General features: G+C 73.2%; 20 protein-coding genes and 4 pseudogenes. 12 read left to right on the forward strand and 12 right to left on the reverse strand.

The features are described 5' to 3' along the window. Window positions 1-8: 8 nt before the first annotated feature. From ENC19_RS11955 to ENC19_RS11965, 3 genes are all read right to left on the reverse strand, one after another. Window positions 9-827 carry an SCO1664 family protein gene (locus tag ENC19_RS11955; protein ID WP_164447232.1) on the reverse strand — a complete coding sequence of 273 codons (819 nt, stop codon included), beginning with the start codon at window positions 825-827 and terminating at the stop codon, window positions 9-11. Beyond that, window positions 824-1,402, reverse strand: coding sequence for a DUF3090 domain-containing protein (locus ENC19_RS11960; protein WP_164447233.1), 579 nt, complete (start codon window positions 1,400-1,402; stop codon window positions 824-826). Before ENC19_RS11960 ends, ENC19_RS11955 begins: the two co-directional genes overlap by 4 nt. Before the next feature lie 94 nt (window positions 1,403-1,496). Next, a complete protein-coding gene (locus ENC19_RS11965; RefSeq protein ID WP_164447234.1) occupies window positions 1,497-2,210 on the reverse strand; it encodes a histidine phosphatase family protein in 714 nt (237 codons plus the stop codon). A gap of 474 nt (window positions 2,211-2,684) precedes the next feature. Between ENC19_RS11965 and ENC19_RS11970 the strand changes: the two genes are divergently transcribed. Further along, on the forward strand, window positions 2,685-3,278 hold the full coding sequence (locus tag ENC19_RS11970; RefSeq protein ID WP_164447235.1) for a hypothetical protein: 594 nt from the start codon (window positions 2,685-2,687) through the stop codon (window positions 3,276-3,278). Between the two features lie 329 nt (window positions 3,279-3,607). Here ENC19_RS11970 and ENC19_RS11975 read toward each other — a convergent pair whose 3' ends face one another. Both ENC19_RS11975 and ENC19_RS11980 read right to left on the reverse strand, forming a co-directional pair. Beyond that, window positions 3,608-4,444 carry an undecaprenyl-diphosphate phosphatase gene (locus ENC19_RS11975; protein WP_164447236.1) on the reverse strand — a complete coding sequence of 279 codons (837 nt, stop codon included), beginning with the start codon at window positions 4,442-4,444 and terminating at the stop codon, window positions 3,608-3,610. Then, complete coding sequence (locus tag ENC19_RS11980; RefSeq protein WP_164447237.1) at window positions 4,441-5,493, reverse strand: LLM class F420-dependent oxidoreductase; 1,053 nt, start codon at window positions 5,491-5,493, stop codon at window positions 4,441-4,443. The genes ENC19_RS11975 and ENC19_RS11980 overlap by 4 nt, the downstream gene beginning before the upstream one ends. Window positions 5,494-5,632: 139 nt before the next feature. Between ENC19_RS11980 and ENC19_RS11985 the strand changes: the two genes are divergently transcribed. Beyond that, window positions 5,633-6,604, forward strand: a complete 972-nt coding sequence (locus ENC19_RS11985) for an aldo/keto reductase (RefSeq protein WP_164447238.1) — start codon at window positions 5,633-5,635, stop codon at window positions 6,602-6,604. A 55-nt stretch (window positions 6,605-6,659) separates the two neighbouring features. Next, a complete protein-coding gene (locus ENC19_RS11990; protein WP_053655860.1) occupies window positions 6,660-6,851 on the forward strand; it encodes a DUF5703 family protein in 192 nt (63 codons plus the stop codon). Window positions 6,852-6,922: 71 nt separating this feature from the next. Here ENC19_RS11990 and ENC19_RS11995 read toward each other — a convergent pair whose 3' ends face one another. Beyond that, window positions 6,923-7,576, reverse strand: a complete 654-nt coding sequence (locus ENC19_RS11995) for a hypothetical protein (RefSeq protein ID WP_164447239.1) — start codon at window positions 7,574-7,576, stop codon at window positions 6,923-6,925. Window positions 7,577-7,630: 54 nt separating this feature from the next. Then, the gene (locus ENC19_RS12000; protein ID WP_164447240.1) at window positions 7,631-8,959 is read right to left on the reverse strand and encodes a M20/M25/M40 family metallo-hydrolase; all 1,329 of its coding nucleotides are present in this window, start codon (window positions 8,957-8,959) and stop codon (window positions 7,631-7,633) included. 104 nt (window positions 8,960-9,063) lie between these two features. Here ENC19_RS12000 and ENC19_RS12005 point away from each other — a divergent pair, with 104 nt between their 5' ends. The 3 genes from ENC19_RS12005 (at window position 9,064) to ENC19_RS12015 (ending at window position 10,995) form a co-directional block, all read left to right on the forward strand. After that, the gene (locus ENC19_RS12005) at window positions 9,064-9,663 is read left to right on the forward strand and encodes a hemerythrin domain-containing protein (RefSeq protein ID WP_164447241.1); all 600 of its coding nucleotides are present in this window, start codon (window positions 9,064-9,066) and stop codon (window positions 9,661-9,663) included. A gap of 77 nt (window positions 9,664-9,740) precedes the next feature. Next, window positions 9,741-10,739 carry a LysR family transcriptional regulator gene (locus ENC19_RS12010; RefSeq protein ID WP_164447242.1) on the forward strand — a complete coding sequence of 333 codons (999 nt, stop codon included), beginning with the start codon at window positions 9,741-9,743 and terminating at the stop codon, window positions 10,737-10,739. A gap of 19 nt (window positions 10,740-10,758) precedes the next feature. Further along, window positions 10,759-10,995 (forward strand): hypothetical protein, encoded by a 237-nt coding sequence (locus ENC19_RS12015; protein ID WP_164447243.1) that lies wholly within the window; start codon window positions 10,759-10,761, stop codon window positions 10,993-10,995. A gap of 62 nt (window positions 10,996-11,057) precedes the next feature. Here the strand turns inward: ENC19_RS12015 and ENC19_RS12020 are convergent, their stop codons facing one another. The 3 genes from ENC19_RS12020 to ENC19_RS12025 are packed head-to-tail and all read right to left on the reverse strand — an operon-like array spanning window position 11,058 to window position 14,139. Next, window positions 11,058-11,408, reverse strand: coding sequence for a DUF3140 domain-containing protein (locus ENC19_RS12020; protein WP_164447244.1), 351 nt, complete (start codon window positions 11,406-11,408; stop codon window positions 11,058-11,060). Next, window positions 11,408-11,572, reverse strand: coding sequence for a hypothetical protein (locus ENC19_RS29280; RefSeq protein WP_166458402.1), 165 nt, complete (start codon window positions 11,570-11,572; stop codon window positions 11,408-11,410). The genes ENC19_RS12020 and ENC19_RS29280 overlap by 1 nt, the downstream gene beginning before the upstream one ends. 14 nt (window positions 11,573-11,586) lie before the next feature. Further along, window positions 11,587-14,139 (reverse strand): ATP-dependent Clp protease ATP-binding subunit, encoded by a 2,553-nt coding sequence (locus tag ENC19_RS12025; protein WP_164447245.1) that lies wholly within the window; start codon window positions 14,137-14,139, stop codon window positions 11,587-11,589. A 116-nt stretch (window positions 14,140-14,255) separates the two neighbouring features. Between ENC19_RS12025 and ENC19_RS12030 the strand changes: the two genes are divergently transcribed. From ENC19_RS12030 to ENC19_RS12050, 5 genes and pseudogenes are all read left to right on the forward strand, one after another. Beyond that, window positions 14,256-14,645, forward strand: coding sequence for an NYN domain-containing protein (locus ENC19_RS12030; protein WP_164447246.1), 390 nt, complete (start codon window positions 14,256-14,258; stop codon window positions 14,643-14,645). Between the two features lie 147 nt (window positions 14,646-14,792). After that, a complete protein-coding gene (locus ENC19_RS12035) occupies window positions 14,793-15,053 on the forward strand; it encodes a hypothetical protein (RefSeq protein WP_092379879.1) in 261 nt (86 codons plus the stop codon). 8 nt (window positions 15,054-15,061) lie between these two features. Continuing rightward, a complete protein-coding gene (locus tag ENC19_RS31815) occupies window positions 15,062-15,460 on the forward strand; it encodes a hypothetical protein (RefSeq protein WP_408058073.1) in 399 nt (132 codons plus the stop codon). A gap of 653 nt (window positions 15,461-16,113) precedes the next feature. Continuing rightward, window positions 16,114-18,774, forward strand: a pseudogene (locus tag ENC19_RS12045) (FtsK/SpoIIIE domain-containing protein). Continuing rightward, window positions 18,771-19,440 (forward strand): annotated as a pseudogene (locus tag ENC19_RS12050) (hypothetical protein). Before ENC19_RS12045 ends, ENC19_RS12050 begins: the two co-directional pseudogenes overlap by 4 nt. Before the next feature lie 14 nt (window positions 19,441-19,454). On the opposite strand, the pseudogene ENC19_RS12055 reads toward ENC19_RS12050, so the two are convergent. Together ENC19_RS12055 and ENC19_RS29285 are read right to left on the reverse strand one after the other, a co-directional pair. Further along, a pseudogene (locus tag ENC19_RS12055) lies at window positions 19,455-20,749 on the reverse strand (cupin domain-containing protein); the annotation flags it as partial. Then, window positions 20,723-21,006 (reverse strand): annotated as a pseudogene (locus ENC19_RS29285) (hypothetical protein); the annotation flags it as partial. The pseudogenes ENC19_RS29285 and ENC19_RS12055, both read right to left, overlap by 27 nt. A gap of 200 nt (window positions 21,007-21,206) precedes the next feature. On the opposite strand from ENC19_RS29285, the gene ENC19_RS12060 reads away from it, so the two are divergent. Then, complete coding sequence (locus tag ENC19_RS12060; protein WP_166458403.1) at window positions 21,207-21,944, forward strand: PIG-L deacetylase family protein; 738 nt, start codon at window positions 21,207-21,209, stop codon at window positions 21,942-21,944.

Raw genomic sequence — 21,944 nt, forward strand, 5'->3', positions numbered from 1 at the left:
GCGACAGCTCAGATCGGCGGCCAGGGCACCGCCGGCCAGTCCTGGGAGGGCTGCGGAAAGCGGCCGCTGCGGCACAGCCGGTCGATCCGGGCAGCCAGCTCGGCGATCTCACCGAGGGTGAGGTGCTCGGCCAGTTCCTCGCCGAGCGGGCCGGCGACCTGACGGGACAGCCGACCGAGCATGTCGACCGCGTCATCCGGCAGCGAGCGGCCGGCCCAACCCCAGAGCACCGTCCGCAGCTTCTCCTCCACGTGGAAGCTCACCCCGTGGTCGACCCCGTGGATCCGGTCGTCCGGGCCGACCAGGACGTGGCCGCCCTTACGGTCCGCGTTGTTGATCACCGCGTCGAGCACCGCGAGCCGGGCCAGTCGTGGATCGTCGGCGTGCGCGAGGGCGTACGCGGTGCCGTCGTCGTCGCGGGCGGCCGCGATCGGGAACCAGCGGGGTGGTACCGAGTCGGCCGGCACGAATCCCACGAGCGGTTCGGCGTCGGCCGGTTCGTCGATCCACAGCTGGCAGGATCCGGTCCCGAACGGCCCGTCCCGCAGCACCGTCGGCGGCACCAGATCCCAACCCGTGGCCGCGGAGACCAGGTAGGCGGCCACCTCCCGGCCGGCCAGGGTGCCGTCCGGGAAGTCCCACAGCGGTCGCTCACCACGCACCGGCTTGTACACGCACCGGGCCGACATCCCGTCCAGGGTCAGCACGCCGCGCAGCGTGGTGTTGGACGCGTCGACCAGTCGCCCCTCCACGGTCAGCTCACCGTCACGCAGCAGGCGCAGCGCGGCACCCCCGTCCTGTCGGTGAGCCACGCCGGAGGAGGTCACCGGTGGTAGCCGTTGTTCCGGGGGCAGAGATGGCCGGCCGGGTCCAGGGGCTGGCCGCACAGCGGGCAGGGCGGCCGGCCGGCGTTGACCACGCGCCGGGCCCGCTCGATGAACGCGCGGGTCGCCTCGGGAGTCAGCCGGACCCGGAGCCGGTCGAGATCCTCGTCGGGCTCGACATCGTCGGGCTCGTCCTCCGCCTCCGCCTCGCCAAGCTCGATCTCGGTCTCCGCCTCGCCGACCGCGATCGCCTCGATCACCACGGTCGCGGTGTCCGCGTCGAAGGCCAGGCCCAACGTGCCGACCCGGAACTCCTCGTCGACCGGTGTCTCCAGCGGGTCGTTGTCACCGACCGGGACGGTAGCCTCGGGCAGTTCCACACCGAACCGACGCTGGGCCTCGGTGAGCAGCTCCTCCAGCTTCTCGGCGAGCAGGGAGACCTGGACCTTCTCCAGCGCGACGCTGACCAGCCGGCCACCGCCGCGCGCCTGGAGGAAGAACGTACGCTCCCCCGGCGGCCCGACGGTCCCGGCGACGAACCGCTCCGGCGGCTCGAAGGCGTGCACCTGGTGGGTCATACCCACGACCCTATCCGGCGGCCCCACGCAGCGCGCACCCCACCGACCCGAATCGCGACGCACCCGAGCGTGCCGGCGTGCGGCGCCGGGCGACTCATCGGGACGCCCCCGCGCCACCGCCGACCGCGGCGTCCGAGTCCGTCGGCCGGCGGGCCCGCCGGCGTCGCTTGCCGGGCGGCGGCACCAGACCGGCCAGGTCACCGCCGACGTCGTTGAGGCGTACCAGGAAAGGTCGCAGGGGGGTGTAGCGGATCGCGGTCACCGACGCCGGGTCCACCACGATCCGCTGAAAAAGATCCAGGTGTACGCCGAGCGCGTCGGCCACGATGGCCTTGATCACATCACCGTGGCTGCACGCCAGCCAGACCGCCTCGGGGCCGTGCTCGGCGGTCAGTCGGGCGTCCCAGGCGCGTACCGCCGCGACCGCGCGGGTGGCCATCTGCGCCATCGCCTCGCCCTCGGGGAAGACCACAGCGCTGGGATGCTGCTGCACCATCGGCCAGAGCGGCTCCTTGGCCAGCTTCTTCAGCGGCTGGCCCTCCCAGCTGCCGTACCCGCACTCGATCAGACCGTCGTCCACCACCGGCGACGCCTCGGGCAGCGCCAGCTCCAGGGTCTGCCGGCAGCGGATCAGCGGGCTGGTCACCACGGCCGTCAGCGGCACCTGCCGCAACCGTCCGCCCACCGCGGTGGCCTGGGCGCGGCCGGTCTCGTCCAGCTCGACGGGCTGCCGACCGGCGAGGCCGCCGTCGGCGTTCGCGGTGGTGCGTCCGTGCCGCAGGAGCAGAAGAGTCGCCACCCGCACCACCCTAGGCCCTCACCCCACACCGCTCAGGTCGGTACGGAACTCCCAGACAGGACACCTGGCAGCCAGTTCCGCCACCGGCCCCGCCCCCAGCCAGGTTGGGAAACTGGGGCTGAGCTGACCGGATGGGTGCGGTGTCCGTTTCCGGGGTCGGTGGCGGGCGACCGGGCGGAATCATCGGCCGATGGCTGGCGTTGTAACCGGTGGCTGACCAAGCAGCACCCACCCCACCCCCGTACGTGGGCGGCAGGATGCGGGAATGACCCGCCCCCGCCGGTCGTTGCACATGGTCCGGCACGCGATCCACCCCCGCCCGGCGCACCTCCGGGACGCACGCCCCGGCTTTCCCCTGAAACGCCCGGCACCACGACCGGGTCGACGTCCCCGCTGTCTTCTGGCGCTCGACCGCGCCCCGGCCCCACCCGTCATCCCCCTGTCCGACGGGCGAGGCCCACCCCCGACGCGAAGGAGCCCCCGATGAACACCACGCTGCGCAAGAGCATCCTCGGCATCGCCGGCCTCACCGCCGCCGCCGGACTCGCCGCCGGCCCGCTGAACCACAGCACCACCACCGGCAACGAGCTCACCCCGACCACCCCCATCGCAGCCGTCCAGGCCGACAAGCCGGACATGGGCAAGCTGCTGCCGCACGGCACCCCCAGCAACCAGTCCCACGTCGACCTGAACGACGAGCAGATCGCGAATGTGAAGGCGATCATCGCGGCGACGAAGAAGGCCGGCATGGACGAGCGTGCCGCGGTCGTGTCGATCGCGACCGCGCTGCAGGAGTCGAAGCTGGAGAACCTGGGCCACCTGGGTGACCGCAACGACCACGACTCGCAGGGCCTGTTCCAGCAGCGCCCCTCCTCCGGTTGGGGCACGGTGGAGCAGATCACCGACCCCGAGTACTCGACCCTGGCCTTCCTCAAGGGCCTCAAGCAGGTCGACGGCTGGCAGGACATGCCCCTGACCCAGGCCGCCCAGACCGTGCAGGTCTCGGCGTACCCCGACCACTACGCCCAGTGGGAACAGCAGGCCGCCGACCTCGTCGCCCAGCACTGGACCAGCTGACAACCGACCAGGCGACAACCGAAGACATTCCTCCACAGGGGGAGCAGAAAACCGCTGGCCGGCACCCGAACCCGGGTGCCGGCCAGCGGCGTATCCGCACACCGAAGCAACCGACCACAGACAGCAGCCCCATCGCAGCAGACCCACCCCGGGCTGGCCTCCGCTCGGGCGAGGGCCGACCAGGTCAGGCTGGGGGCGACCGTGCCCGGCGCAGGGATCAAGCCTGACCGCCCGAAGCCGGGCACGGTCGCCCCCAGCCCCACCGCAACCACCGAAAGCCGGACACGGTCAGCCCCACCGCAACCACCCGGACACCACAGAACTCAGGCTCAGGTGGCGCTGATGGTTCCGGTCAGCAGCAGGGCCAGGACGAGCGTGCCGACCGCGACCCGGTAGAGCACGAAGATGTACAGCGTGTGGTGCGCGACGTAGCGCAGCAGCCAGGCGATGGCCGCGTAGCCGATACCGAAGGCGATGAGCGTGGCGACGATCATCTGCGCGACGGTGGGCACCGACGTGCCGGGGGCCGCCGGTTCGAACACGTCCCCGAGGCTGAAGATCCCGGACATCACCACCGCCGGGATGGCCAGCAGGAACGAGTAGCGCGCCGCGGTCTCCCGGGTCAGGCTGAGGAAGAGACCGAAGGTGAGCGTCGCACCGGACCGGGAGACGCCGGGGATGAGCGCCAGCGCCTGGGCGAACCCCATCACCACGCCGTCGCGCAGCCGGAAGTCGCGCAGGGTCCGGGTCTGCCGGCCCCAGTACTCGGCGAACGCGAGCACGAAGGCGAACACGATGAGGGTGGTGGCCACCACCCACAGGTTGCGGGCGGTCTCGCGGATCTGGTCCTTGAACAGGAAGCCGAAGAGACCGATCGGGATCGAGCCGACGATCACGTACCAGCCCATGCGGTAGTCCAGGCTGGCACGGACGGACTTGTCCCAGATGCCGACCACCCAGGTCCGACCGATGCGCCAGATGTCCTTGGCGAAGTACAGCAGGACCGCCGCCTCGGTGCCCAGCTGGGTGACCGCGGTGAAGGACGCTCCGGCGTCCTGCTCGAAGAAGATCGCCGAGGTGATCCGCAGGTGACCGGACGAGCTGACCGGAAGGAACTCGGTCAGGCCCTGGACGATGCCCAGGACGATGGCTTCGATCCAGGTCACTCCCCGACTCCCGAGAGGTCCAGCGCCTCGGCGACGGTCCGCAGGGTCTGCACACCGGTGTCACGGTCGGCGGCGAAGAGCGTCACCGACAGGGTGGTGACCCCCGCCTCGGCGTACTCCCGCATCCGCTCGGCGATGCGCTCCTTCGGTCCGAGCAGTGAGGTCCGGTCGATGAACTCCATCGGTACGGCGGCCGCGGCGTCGCGCTGCCGCTTGGCCAGGTAGAGCTCCTGCACCTCGCGGGCGGCGTCACCGTAGCCCATCCGGGTGGCCAACTGGTTGTAGAAGTTCTGCTGGCGGCTGCCCATGCCTCCGACGTACAGCGCCGCGTACCAGCGGACCAGCTCGGCGCAGGAGTCCAGGTCGTCGCCGACCACCACCGGCACGGAGGGCACCACGTCGAAGCCGGCCAGCTCCTTGCCGGCCTTGGCCCGACCGGCCCGCACCGCCGCCAGCTGCTCCTGGGCGAACTCGGGGGCGTAGAAGACCGCCAGCCAGCCGTCGGCGATCTCGCCGGCCAGTTCCAGGTTCTTCGGGCCCACCGCGGCCAGGTAGATCGGAATGTGCTCGCGCGGCGGGTGGAAACCCAGCCGCAGGGCCTTGCCGGGGCCGTCGGGCAGCGGCAGCGTGTAGAACTCGCCGTCGTAGGCGACCTCCTTGCGGCCCACCGCCAGCTTCACGATGTCCACGTACTCGCGGGTGCGGGCCAGCGGCTTGCCGAACCGGACGCCGTGCCAGCCCTCGGAGACCTGCGGACCGGACACCCCCAGGCCGAGCCGGAACCGCCCCCCGGAGAGCGAGTCGATCGTGGCGGCGGTCATCGCGGTCATCGCGGGCGTCCGGGCGGGGATCTGCATCACCGCGCTGCCGATGTCGATCCGCTCGGTCTGTCCGGCCATCCAGGCCAGCATGCTCGGCGAATCGGAGCCGTAGGCCTCGGCGGCCCACACCACCGAGTAGCCGAGCCGGTCCGCCTCCTGAGCCAGGGCCAGGTGGTCGGCCGGCGTGCTCCACGCTGTCTGGTATCCGAGGCTTAGCCCGAGTCGCACAGAGTCCTCCCCCATCCGCAGTCGCATCAGGTTACGCGGTGCGGGTGGCCGGGACGATCACCGGCTCACCCCGATCCGCGGGCAGACTCGACGGGAGCGAGGATATCCGTCCGGCCCTGGTTCGAAATAAGGTTCACCCATGCAGCAGCGACCGCTCGGCCGCAGCGGGCTGGCGGTTTCCCGGCTCGCGCTCGGCACCATGACCTGGGGCCGGGACACCGACGCCGACGACGCGGCCGCGCAGTTGAAGAGTTACCTCGACGCCGGCGGCAACCTGATCGACACCGCCGACGTGTACGGCGACGGCGATGCCGAGTCGGTGATCGGCTCGCTGCTGGGCAGCCTGGTGCCTCGCGAGGAGTTGCTGATCGCGACGAAGGCGGGGCTTCGGCCGGGCGGAGCCCGGCGCCGGGACGGCTCCCGTGGGCACCTGCTGCGTACGCTTGACGCCTCGCTGCGCCGGCTCGGCACCGATCACGTCGACCTGTTCCAGGTGCACGGCTACGATCCGCAGACCCCGCTGGAGGAGACCCTCGCGGCCCTTGATCACGCGGTGGCCAGTGGCCGGGTGCGCTATGTCGGCGTGTCGAACTTCTCCGGCTGGCAGACGGCCCGGGCGGCGGCCTGGCAGGCGGCCTGGCCGGGCCGGGCGCCGGTGGTCGCCGCCCAGGTGGAGTACTCCCTGTTGGAGCGGGGGGTGGAGCGGGAGGTGCTGCCCGCCTGCGAGGCGCTCGGGTTGGGGGTGCTGCCCTGGTCCCCGCTTGGTCGGGGGGTGCTGACCGGCAAGTACCGACACGGCCGACCGGCGGACTCCCGGGCGGTGTCGCCGCATTTCGAGCGTTTCGTCGCCACCTATCTGGAGCCGCGCTGCTCCAGCATCGTGGAGGCGGTGGCCACCGCCGCGAGCGGCCTCGGCGTCTCCCCGCTGGAGGTGGCGCTGGCCTGGATCCGGGATCGGCCGGGGGTGACCGCGCCGATCCTCGGCGCGCGTACCTCGGGGCAGTTGCTCGGTGCGCTTCAGGTGGAACGGATGACCCTGCCCGACGAGATCACCACGGCGCTGGACGACGTCTCGGCGCTGGAGGTCGGCTATCCGGAGCGCGACGGTTGAGCATCACTCGCCGAAGGGTGGCGCTGCGGGGGTCCGGCTGGGCAGCATAGGCCACATGGACTACGAATACGCGCCGCTGCGGTTGCCGCCGAACGTCGACCGGTTGACCGCCGCGGCGCAGCTGGCGATCCAGGCGGAGTTCTCCGGTTGGGAACTGGCCCGGGTGCGGCTGTTCCGTGACGGTACGCGGCAGGTGGTGCTGCGTCGCCGGCGGGTCAACCAGCCGCAGCCGGGCCTGTCGTACTGACCGTCGGCGGCGCGGTGGTCACCGGGCCGACCGTTGCGGCCGGCCCGGTGACCGATGGGCGCCTACGGCTGTCAGTGCACGTGGTCGTGCTCGTCGTCGAGTTCCAGGAAGGGGTGCTCGTCGAGGCGGCCGACCAGGCGATCGTCGGCGCCCGGCTGGAACGGGCCCACCGGGTCGTCGTCGGCGAACGACTCCAGGTCGACCGGGGTGCCGACCTCGCTGACCATCACCACACCGTCGAGCGGCTCCAGCTCCGGCACGTCGAGCGCGCCCAGCGAACCGTCGCCGCTCTGCAGCAGCTCCAGCACCGCCTCACCGACGCCCTCCACCGGCGGGACCTCCTCGTCACCGGGTACGCCCTCCCGGCGGGCCGCCTCGGCGACCCGGATCAACGCGGAGACGCTCGGCACCCGGTAGTCGCGGCGCTGGCGTACCGAGATCACCTGCGGGTGCGGGTCGGTCGACTCGACGCCCTCACCACCGGCGAAACGCTGATCGGCCTCGTCCGGGTCGATGGACTCGACGTCCCACGGGGTGACCTCGCCGAAGGCGTCCATGAGTTGCTCGTCGTAGGCGAACGACGCGTTGTTCAGCGCGACGTACGCCTGCCAGACGTCGTCGTCGTCGATCCGGCCCTGCGCGGCCCGGACGGCGGCCAGGTGGTGGCGGGCCGCTTCGATCACGCGCTCGAGGGCGGCGTCCAGCTCACCGTGCTGGTCGGTCATGTGAGGCGTCCCCTTCACGAAGAATCCAGGATGTCGCGTCCATCCGGACGCGGGCTAACAGGTGCGCAGGAACCGGTCGAGAACCCGCACGCCGAACTGTAGTCCGTCCACCGGCACCCGCTCGTCGATGCCGTGGAACAGCGCCGAGAAGTTCAGGTCGGCCGGCAACCGCAGCGGCGCGAAGCCGAAACACCTGATGCCCAGCTGCGCGAAGGCCTTGGCGTCGGTGCCGCCGGAGAGCATGTACGGCACCGGCCGGGCGCCCGGATCCTCGGCGCGCAGTGCGGCGGCCATGGCCGCGACCAGGTCGCCGTCGAAGGTGGTCTCCAGCGCCGGCTGCCGTTGGACGTACTCGATGGCGATGTCCGGGCCGACCAGCTCGCGCAACTGCCGCTCCAGCAGCTCCGACTGGCCGGGCAGGCTGCGGCAGTCGATGGTGGCGCTGGCCCGGCCGGGGATGACGTTGTCCTTGTAGCCGGCGGCGAGCCGGGTCGGGTTCGCCGTGTTGCGGATGGTGGCGCCGATGATGTTGGCGATCGGGCCGAGCTTGGCGATGGCGGCCTCCGGGTCGTCCGGGTCCAGCTCCACGCCGAGGACCTCGGAGATCTCCGCCAGGAAGGCGCGCACGGTGTCGGTGACCACCACCGGGAAGCGGTGCCGGCCGATCCGGGCGACCGCCTCGGCCAGCGCGGTGACCGCGTTGTCGTCGTGCAGCATCGAGCCGTGCCCGGGCCGGCCCTTGGCGTGCAGCCGCAGCCAGTCGATGCCCTTCTGGGCGGTCTCGATCAGGTAGAGCCGCCGCGACGGGTCCACCGTGTAGGAGAAGCCACCGACCTCACCGATGCCCTCGGTGCAGCCGTCGAAGAGGTCGCGGTGCCGGGTGGTCAGGAAGTGCGCGCCGTACTCGCTGCCCGCCTCCTCGTCCGCGGTGTACGCGAGCACGATGTCCCGGGGCGGACGCACCCCCGTACGCTGCCAGTGCCGCACCACCGCGAGGACCATCGCGTCGAAGTCCTTCATGTCGATGGCGCCGCGACCCCACAGGTAGCCGTCGCGCAGCTCGCCCGAGAACGGGTGCACCGACCACTCGTCGGCGTCCGCCGGTACGACGTCCAGGTGCCCGTGCACGAGCAACGCACCGCGACCGGGATCGGTGCCGGGTATCCGGGCGAGCACGTTGGCCCGGCCGGGCGCGGACTCGTGGACGATCGGGGTGATACCGACCTCCGCGAGCTTCTCGGCGACGTACTCGGCCGCGCCGCGTTCGCCGACGCTCGTGTCGTTGTCGCCGGTGTTCGTGGTGTCGATGCGCAGCAGGTCCCGGCACAGCTCGACGACCTCGTCGGTCGGCGCGGGGAGGGCGGCGTGGGCGTCGCTCGTCATCGTGCCTTCATATCAGCCCAGGGTTTCGGTTCGGGCGACCGCGGGTACTGCCGCGCCTGCCCGATGCCCCCTCGTCGCTCCGCCCGCCCGCCCAGGAGGCGACCATGTCCGTCCACCTGCCGCCGCTGCCGCCCACCCCCGGGGAGGAGTACCAGCCCCCGGGACGCAGCATCGCCGACCTCGTCGCCGAGGAGCACCGGCAGCTGCTGGAGTTGGCCCGGCGGCTGATCGAGCCCGGGCCGGACCCGGAACACGGCCGCGACGTCCTGGTCGCCACCGTGTCGCGGCATCTGTCCGGGGAGGAGCAGTATCTGCTGCCCGCCGTCCGGCACGCGGTCGAGGGGGCGGACCCTCTCGTCGATGAGGTGTTGGCCGGCGACGTCGAGCTGCTGCGGACCCTGCAGGGGCTGACCGACGACGCCCTGCCCGAGGTGGCCGCGCGGGTCGAGGCGCACGCCCGGGCGGTCGACCCGTTGATGCAGCGGCTCTGCGCCGCCGCCACCGAGGAGGAGCTGATCCGACTCGGCAACCGGTTGGAGATCGCCGAGGAGGCGGCACCGACCCGCCCGCATCCGGCGGTGCCGCACAGCCCGCCGTGGAACCGGATCGTCGAGCCGGCGGTCGGGGTGGTCGACAAGGTTCGGGACGTCCTCGCCGGCCGGCACACCCAGTTGGGTGAGCTCACCGAGCCGCCACCTCGGTGAGAGACCCACGACACGTTCACGGTCGTTGATCCGTCCAGGCACTACCGCCAGCTGCGCCGTGGCCCTACCGTCACGCTATGAACCTGGAGTTGCGCCACCTGCGGGTGGTCTGCGCCATAGCGGAGACCGGGAGCGTGACCAAGGCGGCCTCGACGCTCGGCCTGGCCCAGCCGGCGCTGACCGCCCAGCTCCAGCGGATCGAACGTACCCTCGGCGGGCCGCTGTTCGAACGGGACCGGCGCGGCGCGCGGCCCACCGCCCTCGGCGAGCTGGTTCTGGCCCGGGCCCGGGTGCTGCTGCCGGCGATGAAGGGTCTGCAGGACGAGGCGGCCCGGTTGGCCGGCGCCGGCGACGCACCCCGCCGGTACCGGTTCGGCGGGGTGAACAGCCCGATCCTGGGTCGGCTGGTGCACCGGCTGGCCGCCGAGCAGCCGCAGGCGCAGATCAGCACGCACGCCTCCTGGTCGGTCGACGAGCTGGCCCAGTTGGTCGCCGGTGGCCGGTTGGACTACGCGCTGACCGGGGTGTGCGGCGACTCGACACCGTCGGCGGACTACGGGTTGAGCTGGCGGGAGGTCGCCGTCGACCCGGTCATGGTGCTGCTGCCGGAGACGCATCCGCTGGCCGAGCGCGACGAGGTGGACCTGGCCGACCTGCGGCACGAGCAGTGGGTGGCCGCGCCGGGGGACGGCTGCTTCGGCGACTGCTTCGCCGCCGCCTGCGCCCGCGCCGGGTTCACCCCACGCAAGGTGTACGAGGCCGACGTGCGCAGCTGCATCGACCTGGTGGACGCCGGTGAGGCGGTGGCGCTGTGCCAGGCCACCTTCCGGCCGGTGGCCGGTCTGGTGACCCGTCGGCTGGTCGACACGCCGCTGCGCTGGCGGCTGATGCTGGGCTGGCATCCGGAGTCCGCCGCCGCCCGCACCGCCGACCTGGTGCTGGAGACCGCCCTGGTCGCGTACACCGATGCCCTCGCGCCGCATCCGGCGTACCTGGCCTGGCTGCTGCGCAACCCGGCGTTCGGTGTCCGGCGACCCGCGCCGGTGGTGACGGCACACCGGGTGCGAACCGGCTGAGCGCGGGTAAGGGGCGGGTATGACCGACCTCTATCCCGCCGCCGACGAGCGCGAACTGCTCCGTCGAGCCGCCGCCGCGCACACCGCCGCCGTCCGGGAGTGCGAAGCCTTCCTCCGCCGGTTGCCGGAGGTGCCGGACCCGGCCGACCTGGCCGAGTACGCCAACCTGCTCACCCGCGAGGAGCAGACCCGCGCCGACCGGCAGGCCGCCGCCGACGCCGCCGGGCTGGCCATCGCCAGCCTCGAAGCCGAGTAGCCCGGCCGGACGTGCCGGTATCCCCGGCGCGGTGCGGCAGCGCCGGGGACGACCCGGGGCGGTCAGCGTTCGACGAGCACGTCGTGACCCAGGTCGAGCAGGCTGTGTCGCCATTCGTCGTCGGCGTTGCCCCGGCCGGGCTTGGCGGCGGTCAGCGAGCGGATCCGCTCGACCGCGTCGCGCATCACCTCGATGTCCTCCGGGGTCAGGTCGACCTTGCGCTTACGCAGCACGGCAAGGATCTGCCGGCCCGGCTCCGGCAGGTTCAGGTCCGGGTCGGGGCCGAACGCGGCCTCACCGGAGCCGCGGGTCAACAGCCACTGTCGCAGTTGCTCGGACGGCACGTTGACCTCGGCGTGGAAGTCCTCCCAGAGCACTTCCACCTCCGGGTCGAGTTGCTGTTCGCGTACCATCAGCCCTCCTCTGCCGGCGGCGACCCGGACTCCTCCGGGTGCCCCTCGTCGGTCTGCCCGCCCAGCCCCTCCGGCGGCACCTGCACCCGGGCGGGGTTGGCCGTCGGCGGTGCCAGGATCGCCTCGGTCCGCTCGTCCTCGCGGGCCTCGTCCGGTTCGGTCATCGGTGCCCTTCCGGTCAGCGGGGATGCGAGGTCGTCGCCCTGGCCTGTCCCCGACCGGCCGCCACGTCGAAGGCCAGCCGGTCGTCCCGGGCGTCGACGGTGACCCGCTGTCCGGGTGAGATCTGTTGTTCCAGCAGCATCCGGGACAGGTGGTTGTCGACCTCCCGCTGGATCACCCGGCGCAGCGGCCGGGCACCGAACTCCGGCTGGTAGCCGTGCTCGGCGAGCCAGTCGATGCCGGCGGTGGTGAAGTCCACCTCGATGTCCTGCGCGTGCAGCCGGCGACGGGTCTCCTCCAGCAGCAGCTCGGTGATCTGGCGCAGCTGCTCGGCCTCCAGCCGACGGAAGATGATCACCTCGTCGATCCGGTTGAGGAACTCGGGGCGGAAGTTCTCCTGCAACCGGCGCATCAGCCGCTCCCGCAGCTCGTCGCTCTCCTGGGCGCTGCCCGGCTCGCCGGCACCGAAGCCGACCGCCCGCTGCGCGCCCGTGATCAACTCGGAGCCGATGTTGCTCGTCATGATGAGTACGGTGTTCTTGAAGTTGACGGTGCGGCCCTGGCTGTCGGTCAGCCGCCCGTCGTCGAGCACCTGCAACAGCACGTTGAACACGTCCGGGTGGGCCTTCTCGATCTCGTCGAGCAGCACCACCGCGTACGGACGCCGACGGACCGCCTCGGTGAGCTGGCCGGCCTCCTCGTACCCGACGTAGCCGGGCGGCGCACCGACCAGCCGGCTGACCGTGTGCCGTTCCTGGAACTCGCTCATGTCCACCCGGACCATCCGGTCCGCCTCACCGAACAACGCCTCGGCCAACGCCCGCGCCAGTTCGGTCTTGCCGACGCCGGTGGGGCCGAGGAACAGGAAGCTGCCCATCGGCCGGTTCGGGTCGGCCAGGCCGGTACGGGAGCGACGGACCGCCTCGGCGACCGCGGTGACCGCGTCGTCCTGCCCGACGACCTTCTCGTGCAGTTGGCCCTCCAGCCGCAGCAGCCGGTCGCGTTCCTCCTCGGTGAGCTGGCTGGCCGGGATGCCGGTGGCCCGGGACACCACCTCGGCGATCTCCTCCGGCCCCACCTCCGGCACCTGGCTGCCGCTGCCGTCGTCGCCGCGGGCCCGGTTCACCTGGCTCTCCAGCTCGGCGACCCGGTCGCGCAGCGCGGAGGCGCGCTCGTACTGTTCGTCGGCGACCGCCTGCTCCTTGTCCCGCCGAATTTCCTCAAGCTGCTGTTCCAGGTCGCGCACGTCGGCGTCGGGGGTCCGGGTACGCAGCCGGACCCGGGCGCCGGCCTGGTCGATCAGGTCGATCGCCTTGTCCGGCAGGAAGCGGTCGGTGAGGTAGCGGTCGGACAGTTCGGCGGCGGTGACCAACGCCTCGTCGGTGAACCGCACCTGGTGGTGTGCCTCGTAGCGGTCCCGCAGCCCACGCAGGATGGCCACGGTGTCCTCGACGGTGGGTTCGGGCACGAAGACCGGCTGGAAACGCCGGGCCAGCGCGGCGTCCTTCTCGATGCTGCGCCGGTACTCGTCGAGGGTGGTCGCGCCGATCACCCGTAGTTCGCCGCGCGCCAGCGCCGGCTTGAGCATGTTGGAGGCGTCCATGCCGCCCTCGCTGCCCGCGCCGCCCGCCCCGACCAGGGTGTGGATCTCGTCCAGGAAGATGATCAGCTCCTCCCGGTGGGCCCGGATCTCGTCGATCACCTTCTTGAGCCGTTCCTCGAAGTCGCCCCGGTACCGGGTGCCGGCGACCAGGCCGGCCAGGTCGAGCTGGATGACCCGCTTGCCGAGCAGCGTCTGCGGCACGTCGCCGTCGCAGATCTTCTCCGCCAGACCCTCCACGATCGCGGTCTTGCCGACGCCGGCCTCGCCGATCAGCACCGGGTTGTTCTTGGTACGCCGGGACAGGATCTCCACCGCCTGCTCGATCTCGTCGGCGCGCCCGATCACCGGGTCGATCTGGTCGTTGCGGGCCAGGTCGGTGAGGTCCTGGCCGTACTGGTCGAGCGTCGGCGTGCCCCGGTCCGGCCGCGGCCCGTTCGCCGGTCCCCGCTCGGCGTTCGCGGCCTGCAACGACTCCGGCTGGATCCGGCCGGCGGCGAGCATCCGGCCGGCCGGCGACTCGGGGTTCAACGGCAGGGCCATCAGGATGTGCTCGGGCCCGATGTAGTTCGCGCCCATCGCGCGGGACAACTGGTGCGCGTCGAGCAGCGCCCGCTTGGCCGCCGGGGTCAACGACAGGTTCGGCGGCACCTCGCCGTGCGGGGCGCCGTCACCGCGTCCACCCAGCGCGTTGACCAGGGTGTCCGGGTCCGCGCCGGCCCGCCGGACCAGGTCACGCAGCGGCTCCCGCTGCAAGGCCGCCCAGAGCAGGTGGTCGGTGTCGAGGTCGTTGCTCTGCTTCTGCGCGGCCCGGCGTGCCGCGTCGGCGAGCATCTCCCGCGCGTCCGCGGTCATCAGTCGGGTGATGTCGACCCGGTGCGCCGGGCGTCGCCCGCCCTCGCCCCGACCGAAGTAGCGCGCCAGGAACTCGTCCCACGGGTCGGAGCCGAAGTCACCGGGTCCAATCATGTCTGTCCTCCGCGGTCGGGCGCGAGACGGTCGGCACGGGCTACCCCGGCACCGGCCGGACAAACGCCACGAAGGGCCAACCAGCCGGTGCGGCCACCGGATGGCAGGCTGGGCGGATGGAACCGACACCGCTGCTGATCGTGGACGCGGCAAACGTGGTGGGCTCGCGCCCGAACGGCTGGTGGCGCGACCGGGCCGGCGCCACCGCCCGACTACGGGACACCCTGGTCCCGTTGGGTGGCCGGGGTCTGCCGCCGGACCTGCCGCCACCGGTCGAGGTGGTGCTGGTGGTGGAGGGCGCGGCCCGGGACGTGCCCGGCGTCGAGGGGGTGCGCGTGGTGTCCGCCGCCGGCTCCGGCGACGACGCCGTGGTCGATCTGGTGGCCCGGGCCGGGCAGCGACGACGGGTGGTGGTGACGGCCGACCGCGAGCTGCGGGAGCGGGTCACCGGGTACGGCGCGGAGGTACGCGGGCCACGGTGGCTGACCGACGGTGGCGGTCGGTGAGCGTCCGCCCACCGGTCCCACGAATCGGACCCGGAGCGTCTGTGGTCGACAACCGGTCAGCGGGGCAGGAACACTGACAGGGCACGTGCTTCGTCCCCTACCGGCATAGGCTCTAATGGAGTCCTCCCCGCCCCCAGGAGGTTCCGCGTGGCGAGCGTCGCCGAGCTCAAGGCAGCCATCGATGTCGCACTTCAGCAGATCGGTGACGGCCAGAGTGCCGTGCAGGCCGCCGGCGAGAAACTGGCCGAGGCGCAGCAGACCCTCGCCGGGGCGCTGGAGGGCAGCGGCCACACCACGGTCGAGGCGGCGCAGGCGTCGCTGACCCAGGCCAGCCAGGAGCTGGAGGAGTGCCTCGCCGCGACACTCGTCGCGGTCGAGCAGGCCCAGCAGTACGTCTCGACGCTGTAGGGGCGGGCGTGTCCATCGTCGAGGAGGTCGGCGCGCAGGTCCGCGCCGCCGCCGAGGAGTTGCCGCTGGGCCTGCTCGGGCAGGCGCTGGAGAAGTTCGGCCTGGCCAGTGAGCGGCTGCGCTGGGTGCGTCAGGAGTCGGCCAACCCGATGGGGGTACCGGAGCTGTCCGCCGCCACCGAGCACGCGGAGACCGCCGGCTACGCGTTGCGGCTGGCCCAGGAGCAGCTGACCGCGTACCTGGCCGCGATCGGGCTGGCCCCCGACGGCGCGCCACCGGCCCAGGGCAGCCCGAACGGCGACCGGTGCACGACGCGCCCGGGGCGGCCGAACCGGTGCTCGCCGCACCGGAGCCGGCGGGCGAGGTGCGGCTGCGTCGCTGGTGGTCGGTGCGGGTGGCCGAGCTGACCGGCGGGCAGGAGGGCTCGGCGGAGCAACCTGACGAACGCATCGCCGACTCCCGGGAGCTGCTGCACCGGGTGGTACGCGAGGTCCGGGCCGGTGATCGCGACCGACTGCACCGCGATCTACGCGGCGCGCATGCCGACGTCGGCCTGGGCCTGGCCGCCGTGGCCCCGCCGCTGCTGCGCGACCTCGCCAGCGAACTGCTCGGGCATCCGCCGCGCGGCGGCGACCTCGCCCGGTTGCACCGCGAACTGGACGGTCGGGTCCGCGACCTGCTTCCCGGCCTGCCGGCCCCGGTGCTGGACACCCTGCTCAGCCGGGTGTGCCGGATGCCTCCGCCGCGCCGGGGCGAGGGCGAGCAGCCGCACGCCGCCGACCCGGCGGTCACCGCCGGCGTGCTCACCGGCGTCCTGCTCGACCGCCTCGGCCGCGACCTGCCGGCCGAGGGCGCGGGTGGGGTACGGACCGACAACGGCAGGGCGTCCGGCGGCCGTCCGGTCGGACGGGTCGGCGAGCCGGTTCCGACAGGCTGCCGCAGCCTGGTCGGCCATCCCGGCCGACCGGTTCCGGGGACCGCCGGGACGGACCGTGGTCAGGGGCACCGTCACGGCCCACCTCCAGCGACGGATCCGGCGGCCGGCCGAGGCGCAGGATCGATGGCTGACCGGCGCAACCAGCTGGTCACCCGCGTCCGGGAACTGCTCGCCGAGGCACTCGGCGCGTCCGGAACGGTCGGCCACGGCACAGGTCACGCTCGCCGCCGCCCGCGAGCGGGCGGTGCAGGTGCGGCGAGCCGCCGCCGGCGTGCCGGAGCGCGTCGGCGCCGAACGCGACCGCCGCCTGGCCGAGATCGACTCCCGGCACGGGGCACGGTTAGCGGTGCTGGCCCGGGAGGCCGAGGCCCGCCGCCCGGAGGCGCCCGGCGCGGGCTCGGCGGACTGGCCGGACTGGCGTCCACCCCGGCCGGTCGGGCCGAACCGCCGGGAGCGACCCGGATCGGCACCGTCCGGCTGGCCGGCACCGAACCGGTGCCGGCGCTGGTGCCGCTGCTCGACGCCGGGCACGTGCGGCTGGACGGGGACGCCGACGGCTGTGCGGCCGTGGTCGCCGCGCTGCTGCTGCGCAGCCTGGGCCAGGCGGCACCCGGCAGTGTCCGGCTGGTCGGCTACGACCCGGACCGGCTCGGCGGCGGGCTGGCCGGATTCGCCCCGCTGGGTCCGGCCGGGTTTCTCACCTTCGTCGGCCCGGGTGGTCTGGGCCGGCTCCTGGACGACCTGGTGGAACAGATCCGCCGGATCAACGAGACCGTCCTGGCCGGCGAGCACGCGTCGCTGCGCGACCTGGCCGCCGCGACGGGACGACGCCCGGAACCGTGGCGGGTCGCGGTGCTGCTCGGCGGCGACGAACTGTCCCGGCACGAGCGCGGCCAACTCGACCGGGTGGTACGCGCCGGTGTGGCCTGCGGCGTACACCTGATCGTGCGGGGTGTGCCGGTGCCCGACGGCCCGGCGGTCACCCGGGTGACGGTGACCGCCGACGGCGCCCGGATCGACAGCCTGGCGGTGCGGCTCGACCCGCCCCCACCGGCCGCCCTGGTCACCGAGACCTGCCGGGACATCGCCTCCGTGGTCAGTGCCGGCCCGGCGCCCACCCCGTTCACCGACCTGCTGCCGCCGGCAGACCAGATGTGGCGGGAGGATTCGGCGAGCGGGCTGACCGCGCCGATCGGTGAGGGACCGCAGGGCCGCCCGGTGCAGCTCACCCTCGGCGACTACCCGCCGCACGCGTTGATCGGCGGGCCCTCGGGCACCGGCAAGACCAACCTGATCTTCGCCTGGATCGGGGCCCTCGCGGCCCGCTACTCCCCCACCGAGCTGGAGTTCTACCTGCTCGACTTCAAGGAGGGGGTGTCCTTCGCCCGGTTCGCCAAGGGCCGGCGGGACCCGAGCTGGCTGCCGCACATGCGGCTGGTCGGCATCAACGTCAACACCGACCGGGAGTTCGGCCTGGCGCTGCTGCGGTTCCTCGCCGAGGAGTTGCGCCGCCGGGCGGACGCCGCCAAGAAGCACGAGGTCACCAAGCTGGCGGAGCTGCGCGCGGTGGACCCGACCGGGCACTGGCCGCGCATCGTCGCGGTGGTCGACGAGTTCCAGATGCTGCTGGCCGGCCGGGACGCGGTCGCCCGGGATGCGGCCGACCTGCTGGAGGACCTGGCCCGTCGGGGTCGCTCCCAGGGCATCCACCTGGTGCTGGCCTCGCAGGACGTACGCGGCATCGAGGCGTTGTGGGGTCGACCCGCGCTGGTGGCCCAGTTCACCCTGCGCATCGCGCTGCCGAAGGCGCTGCGCATCCTCGCCGAACGCAACGACGCCGCCCAGTCGCTGCCGAAGTTCCACGCGGTGGTGAACGCCGAGTCGGGTCTGACCGAGGGCAACCAGGTGGCCCGGATCCCCTCGGCCAGCGACTGGGAGACGTGGAGCGACCTGCAACACCGGCTGTGGCGGATGCGTCCGGCCGACGCTTCGCCCGCCCGCCTCTTCGACGGCGACGCCGTGCCCCGGCTGGCCGACGCGCCGGACTTCCGGGCGCTGCGGGCGCCGGAGGTCGGTACCCCCCGAGGTCAGTCGCTGTGGCGAGATCATCGTGACGTGCAGGCCCGCTCGGCGGTGCTGCGCCTGCCCCGGGCACCGGGCGCCGCAACCTGGCCGTCCTGGGTGCCCGGGTCGACGAGGCGTGCGCGGCTGGACGCCGCGGCCCGCTCGCTGGCCCGGCAGCACCGCCCCAGCAGCGCCCGCTTCTCGATCGCCTGCCTGGATCCGGACGCCGACCCGGCGGCCCGGGCCCTCTACGAGGATCTCGCCGACGACGCCGCCTGGTACGACGAGGAGACCGTGGCCGAACTGATGGCCGAGACCGCCGAGACGCTGGGTGCGCCCGGTGCCACCGGTGCGCCGCACTATCTGCTGCTGTTCGCCGTCGACGCGGCGGCCGGGACGCTGGCCGCACGCACCGGGCGGGCCACCGGGCTGGAGAACCTGCGCCGGATCCTGCACGACGGCCCCGAGCGGCGTACCCACGTGCTGGCCTGGTGGCGCGGGGTGGCCCGGATGCGCGCCGACCTGGGCGGCACCGGCGCGCGGACCGATCAGATCGGCGCCTGGGTGGCCCTCGACACCCACGGCGGTGAGCTGGGCCCGTCGTTGTACCCGGGCAGTGGTGGCCCGGACTGGTATCCCCGCCCGTGGCGTGGGCTCTTCTTCGACCGGGCGGTGCACCGGACCGGGCAGACCATCATCCCCTACGGACCGGCCCGATGAACGAACCGGTCACCAGCCAGACGTACGCGGCCCAGTTGCGCCGGCTCGCCGAGCTGACCGCCCGGGTGCGGGAGCAGCGCGAGGAGGCGCGGACCTGGTACGAGCAGCAGTGCGCGGCAGCGGACCGGGCAGTGGCCGAGTCCGCCCACGAGGTGAGCCGCGCCGAGCGGGAAGCTGGCGGCCGCGCGCGAGGTGCAGGAGCGGGTGGGCGCCGAGGGTGGCGGTGCTGTGGCAGGGCTGAACACCCCGGCTCCGGCGGTGGGCGACGGGCCGGGGCACCGTTCCGAACGCCCGCGCCGGAGGCCACCGACGACGGTCGCCCTGCTCGACGGGGTACGCGACCTGTTGCGCCGTACCCGTCAACCCGGTGAGCTGCCGGGCAACGTCAACCCGATGCTGGCGCTGTGCGGCGTCGGCGGCGCGCTGCTGGCGTACGCGCTGGGCGCCGTCGTCCGCGCCCTGGGTATCCGGGACGACGGTGACCTGGCCGTCGGTCTGCCGGTGCTGGCCCTGGTGGTGACGCTGCTCGGTCCGGTGCTGGGCCTGATACCGGCGCGTCTGATCGCCGACCGCCGCCACGCCGTGCTCAGCCCCCGCCCCGTCCTCATCGTCGTCGTCGCCGGCCTCGCCACCACCCTGCTCCTGCTGACCCTCCCCCTCCCCTGACCGCCCCGGCGCCGTCAGGCGGGGGTGAGGGCGGCTTCGCGGAGAAGACGGCGGGTGAGGGTGAGGCGGTCGGCGTCGGTGTCCAGGCCAGGGAGGTCGCCGACGCGGATCGGCGGGCCGGCGAGCAGGGCACGGACGGCGGGCCCGCACTGCGCGGGCAGGGTGACCGTACGGTCGAACAGGCGCAGCGCCACCCGGTCGCCCTCGGTGACCAGCTGCCAGCGCAGGCCCGCCCGGGCGGTGACCCGACTGTCGGCGGTCAGCGCGGTGATCGCGGCGGCCTGGGCCAGCGGCGGATCGGTGCCGGGCGCGACGCCAGTAAGACTCGCTGCCGCAGCCGGGCGGCCACGTCGGCCGGGTCGTGCAACAGCCACTCCCGCAGCGCCTCGACCGTCTCGGTCAGCTCCGGTTCGATGGCGTCGGTCGGCCACGTCGGTGCCGAACGGCGGTCGCCCGCAGTCGCTGATCCTCGGCGACCGCGAGCAACTCCTCGACGAGCGCGTACCGGGTCAACGCCCGGACGCCGACGGTCAGGTGCAGCGAGCTGGACTCCTGCGCCTGGGCGCTGTGCAGCCACCCCCGGGGCAGGTAGAGCGCGTCACCCGGCTCCAGGACCACGTCCAGCGCGGCCGCTCCCTGTGCGGTCGCGGCGACCTCGTCGGCGCGGCCGCCCCACGGCTGCCGCTCCAGCGGGTCGGGCAGCACCGGCGGGTGGATCCGCCAGTGCTTGCGGCCGTCGACCTGGAGCACGAAGACGTCGTGGGTGTCGTAGTGGGTGGCGAAACCCTGACTGTCCGGTGGGGTCAGGTACGCGTTGACCTGCAACGGCTGCCGCACCGCCAGGCTCAGGTCCCGGGTGAAGTCGATCAACGCGGGCCAGGTGCGGTGCAGACCCTGCAGGACCAGCGTGGCGCCGTCGGCGTACAGCTGGAGGATCTTCTCGTCGAGGACCTGGTCGTCGATCTCGGCGCCGGCGCCGCCGCCGCCGGTGTACCGCGCCGCCGGCAGCACCTGGCCGTCCTTGGCCACCCGCAGGAACGGGGTACGCAGACCCCGCCGGCTGAGTAGTTCGTCGGCGTCGGCCGGGCTGAGCAGGTCGGTGAAGCCGTCCGGGTTGGGCAGTTCGACGGCGCGGGACAGCAGCGGGGTACGCCCCCAGTGTGCGGCGGCGAACTTGGCCGCCTCCACGCTGACGCAGCGGGCCAACGCGGCCGCGGCCGAGGTCCGCTCGGCCGGCTCGCCGGGTCGGACGGGGACGGCGGCCGGAGACCGCCGGGCGGCCGTGGCCGCCCGGCGGATCGAGATGCGTCGCCAGCGATCCGTTACCGGGCCGCGCCGTCGCGCCACGCCGTCCTCCTGCTGACGAGGTCGCACCGCCGTCGGCCGGGCCTCGGCACTACCGTCCGCGCCGCCGTCGTGCTGGCCCGGAGTGGCGCCGCCGTCGGCCGGACCCTCGGCACTACCGTCCGCGCCACCGTCGTGCTGGCCCGGGGTGGCACCGCCGTCGGCCGGGCCTTCCGCCCCGCCGCCGCTGGTCGTCTGCATGTCGTCGTCGTTGAGTGGCATAGTGCTCCCTCGGATTGACCCGCCCCCGCCGCCATTGGTCGGGTGCGTCCTGCCGCGGGTGGTACCCCGCTCCCGATCTTCTCTAACCCCACCTCCTCCCACCGTAATCGTCCGAACCATCCGGCATGACCGGTTCGCCGTCGCGGGCGGGCCGGCGGCTCGGGTGGCAGGATTGGTCGAACACTGCGACGGAGGTGCCGATGACCGAACCACTGGAGCCGGTGACCGAGGACTGGCAGCGGGCCCTGGCGATCGTGGCCCATCCGGACGACCTGGAGTTCGGTGCCGCCGCCGCCATCGCCCGCTGGACCGGGCAGGGCAAACACGTCGTCTACTGCCTGGTCACCAGCGGCGAGGCGGGCATCGACGGGATGCCGCCGCCGCGTGCCCGGGAGGTACGCGAGCAGGAGCAGCGGGAGTCGGCGGCCCTGGTGGGCGTGGACACGGTCGAGTTCCTGGGCCTGCCCGACGGGGTGCTGGAGTACGGCGTGCCGCTGCGCCGGGAACTGGCCGCCGTGGTCCGTCGGCACCGCCCGGAGATCGTCATCACCAACAACTTCCGGGCCACCTGGGACGGGGCGGACGTACTCAACCAGGCCGACCACATCGCGGTGGGCCGGGCCACTCTGGACGCGGTCCGCGACGCCGGCAACCGTTGGATCTTCCCCGAGCAGCTGGCCGACGGCCTGGAACCGTGGGGTCGGGTACGGCAGGTGTGGGCGGCCTCGTCGCCGCGTTCCGGGCACGGTGTGGACACCACCGACACGTTCGACCGGGGGGTCGCGTCGCTGCTGGCCCACGAGGCGTACCTGACCGGGCTGGGCGACGGCAGTTTCGACGCCGAGGAGTTCCTGGAGGGCGGCGCGCGGCCGGTCGGTGCCCGGCTGGGCGTGCGCTACGGCACCTCGTTCGAGGTGTTCCACTTCGACCTCTGGTAG

The sequence above is a fragment of the Verrucosispora sioxanthis genome (assembly GCF_010560025.1).
Classification (GTDB): Bacteria; Actinomycetota; Actinomycetes; order Mycobacteriales; family Micromonosporaceae; genus Micromonospora; species Micromonospora palythoicola.

Excerpts from the sequence above, each read along its gene's own strand:
- ENC19_RS11960 (WP_164447233.1), bottom strand. The coding sequence starts at position 1,402 with ATGACCCACCAGGTGCACGCCTTCGAGCCGCCGGAGCGGTTCGTCGCC.
- ENC19_RS11970 (WP_164447235.1), top strand. The coding sequence starts at position 2,685 with ATGAACACCACGCTGCGCAAGAGCATCCTCGGCATCGCCGGCCTCACC.
- ENC19_RS11985 (WP_164447238.1), top strand. The coding sequence starts at position 5,633 with ATGCAGCAGCGACCGCTCGGCCGCAGCGGGCTGGCGGTTTCCCGGCTC.
- ENC19_RS11990 (WP_053655860.1), top strand. The coding sequence starts at position 6,660 with ATGGACTACGAATACGCGCCGCTGCGGTTGCCGCCGAACGTCGACCGG.
- ENC19_RS11995 (WP_164447239.1), bottom strand. The coding sequence starts at position 7,576 with ATGACCGACCAGCACGGTGAGCTGGACGCCGCCCTCGAGCGCGTGATC.
- ENC19_RS12000 (WP_164447240.1), bottom strand. The coding sequence starts at position 8,959 with ATGACGAGCGACGCCCACGCCGCCCTCCCCGCGCCGACCGACGAGGTC.
- ENC19_RS12005 (WP_164447241.1), top strand. The coding sequence starts at position 9,064 with ATGTCCGTCCACCTGCCGCCGCTGCCGCCCACCCCCGGGGAGGAGTAC.
- ENC19_RS12010 (WP_164447242.1), top strand. The coding sequence starts at position 9,741 with ATGAACCTGGAGTTGCGCCACCTGCGGGTGGTCTGCGCCATAGCGGAG.
- ENC19_RS12015 (WP_164447243.1), top strand. The coding sequence starts at position 10,759 with ATGACCGACCTCTATCCCGCCGCCGACGAGCGCGAACTGCTCCGTCGA.
- ENC19_RS12020 (WP_164447244.1), bottom strand. The coding sequence starts at position 11,408 with ATGGTACGCGAACAGCAACTCGACCCGGAGGTGGAAGTGCTCTGGGAG.
- ENC19_RS29280 (WP_166458402.1), bottom strand. The coding sequence starts at position 11,572 with ATGACCGAACCGGACGAGGCCCGCGAGGACGAGCGGACCGAGGCGATC.
- ENC19_RS12025 (WP_164447245.1), bottom strand. The coding sequence starts at position 14,139 with ATGATTGGACCCGGTGACTTCGGCTCCGACCCGTGGGACGAGTTCCTG.
- ENC19_RS12030 (WP_164447246.1), top strand. The coding sequence starts at position 14,256 with ATGGAACCGACACCGCTGCTGATCGTGGACGCGGCAAACGTGGTGGGC.
- ENC19_RS12060 (WP_166458403.1), top strand. The coding sequence starts at position 21,207 with ATGACCGAACCACTGGAGCCGGTGACCGAGGACTGGCAGCGGGCCCTG.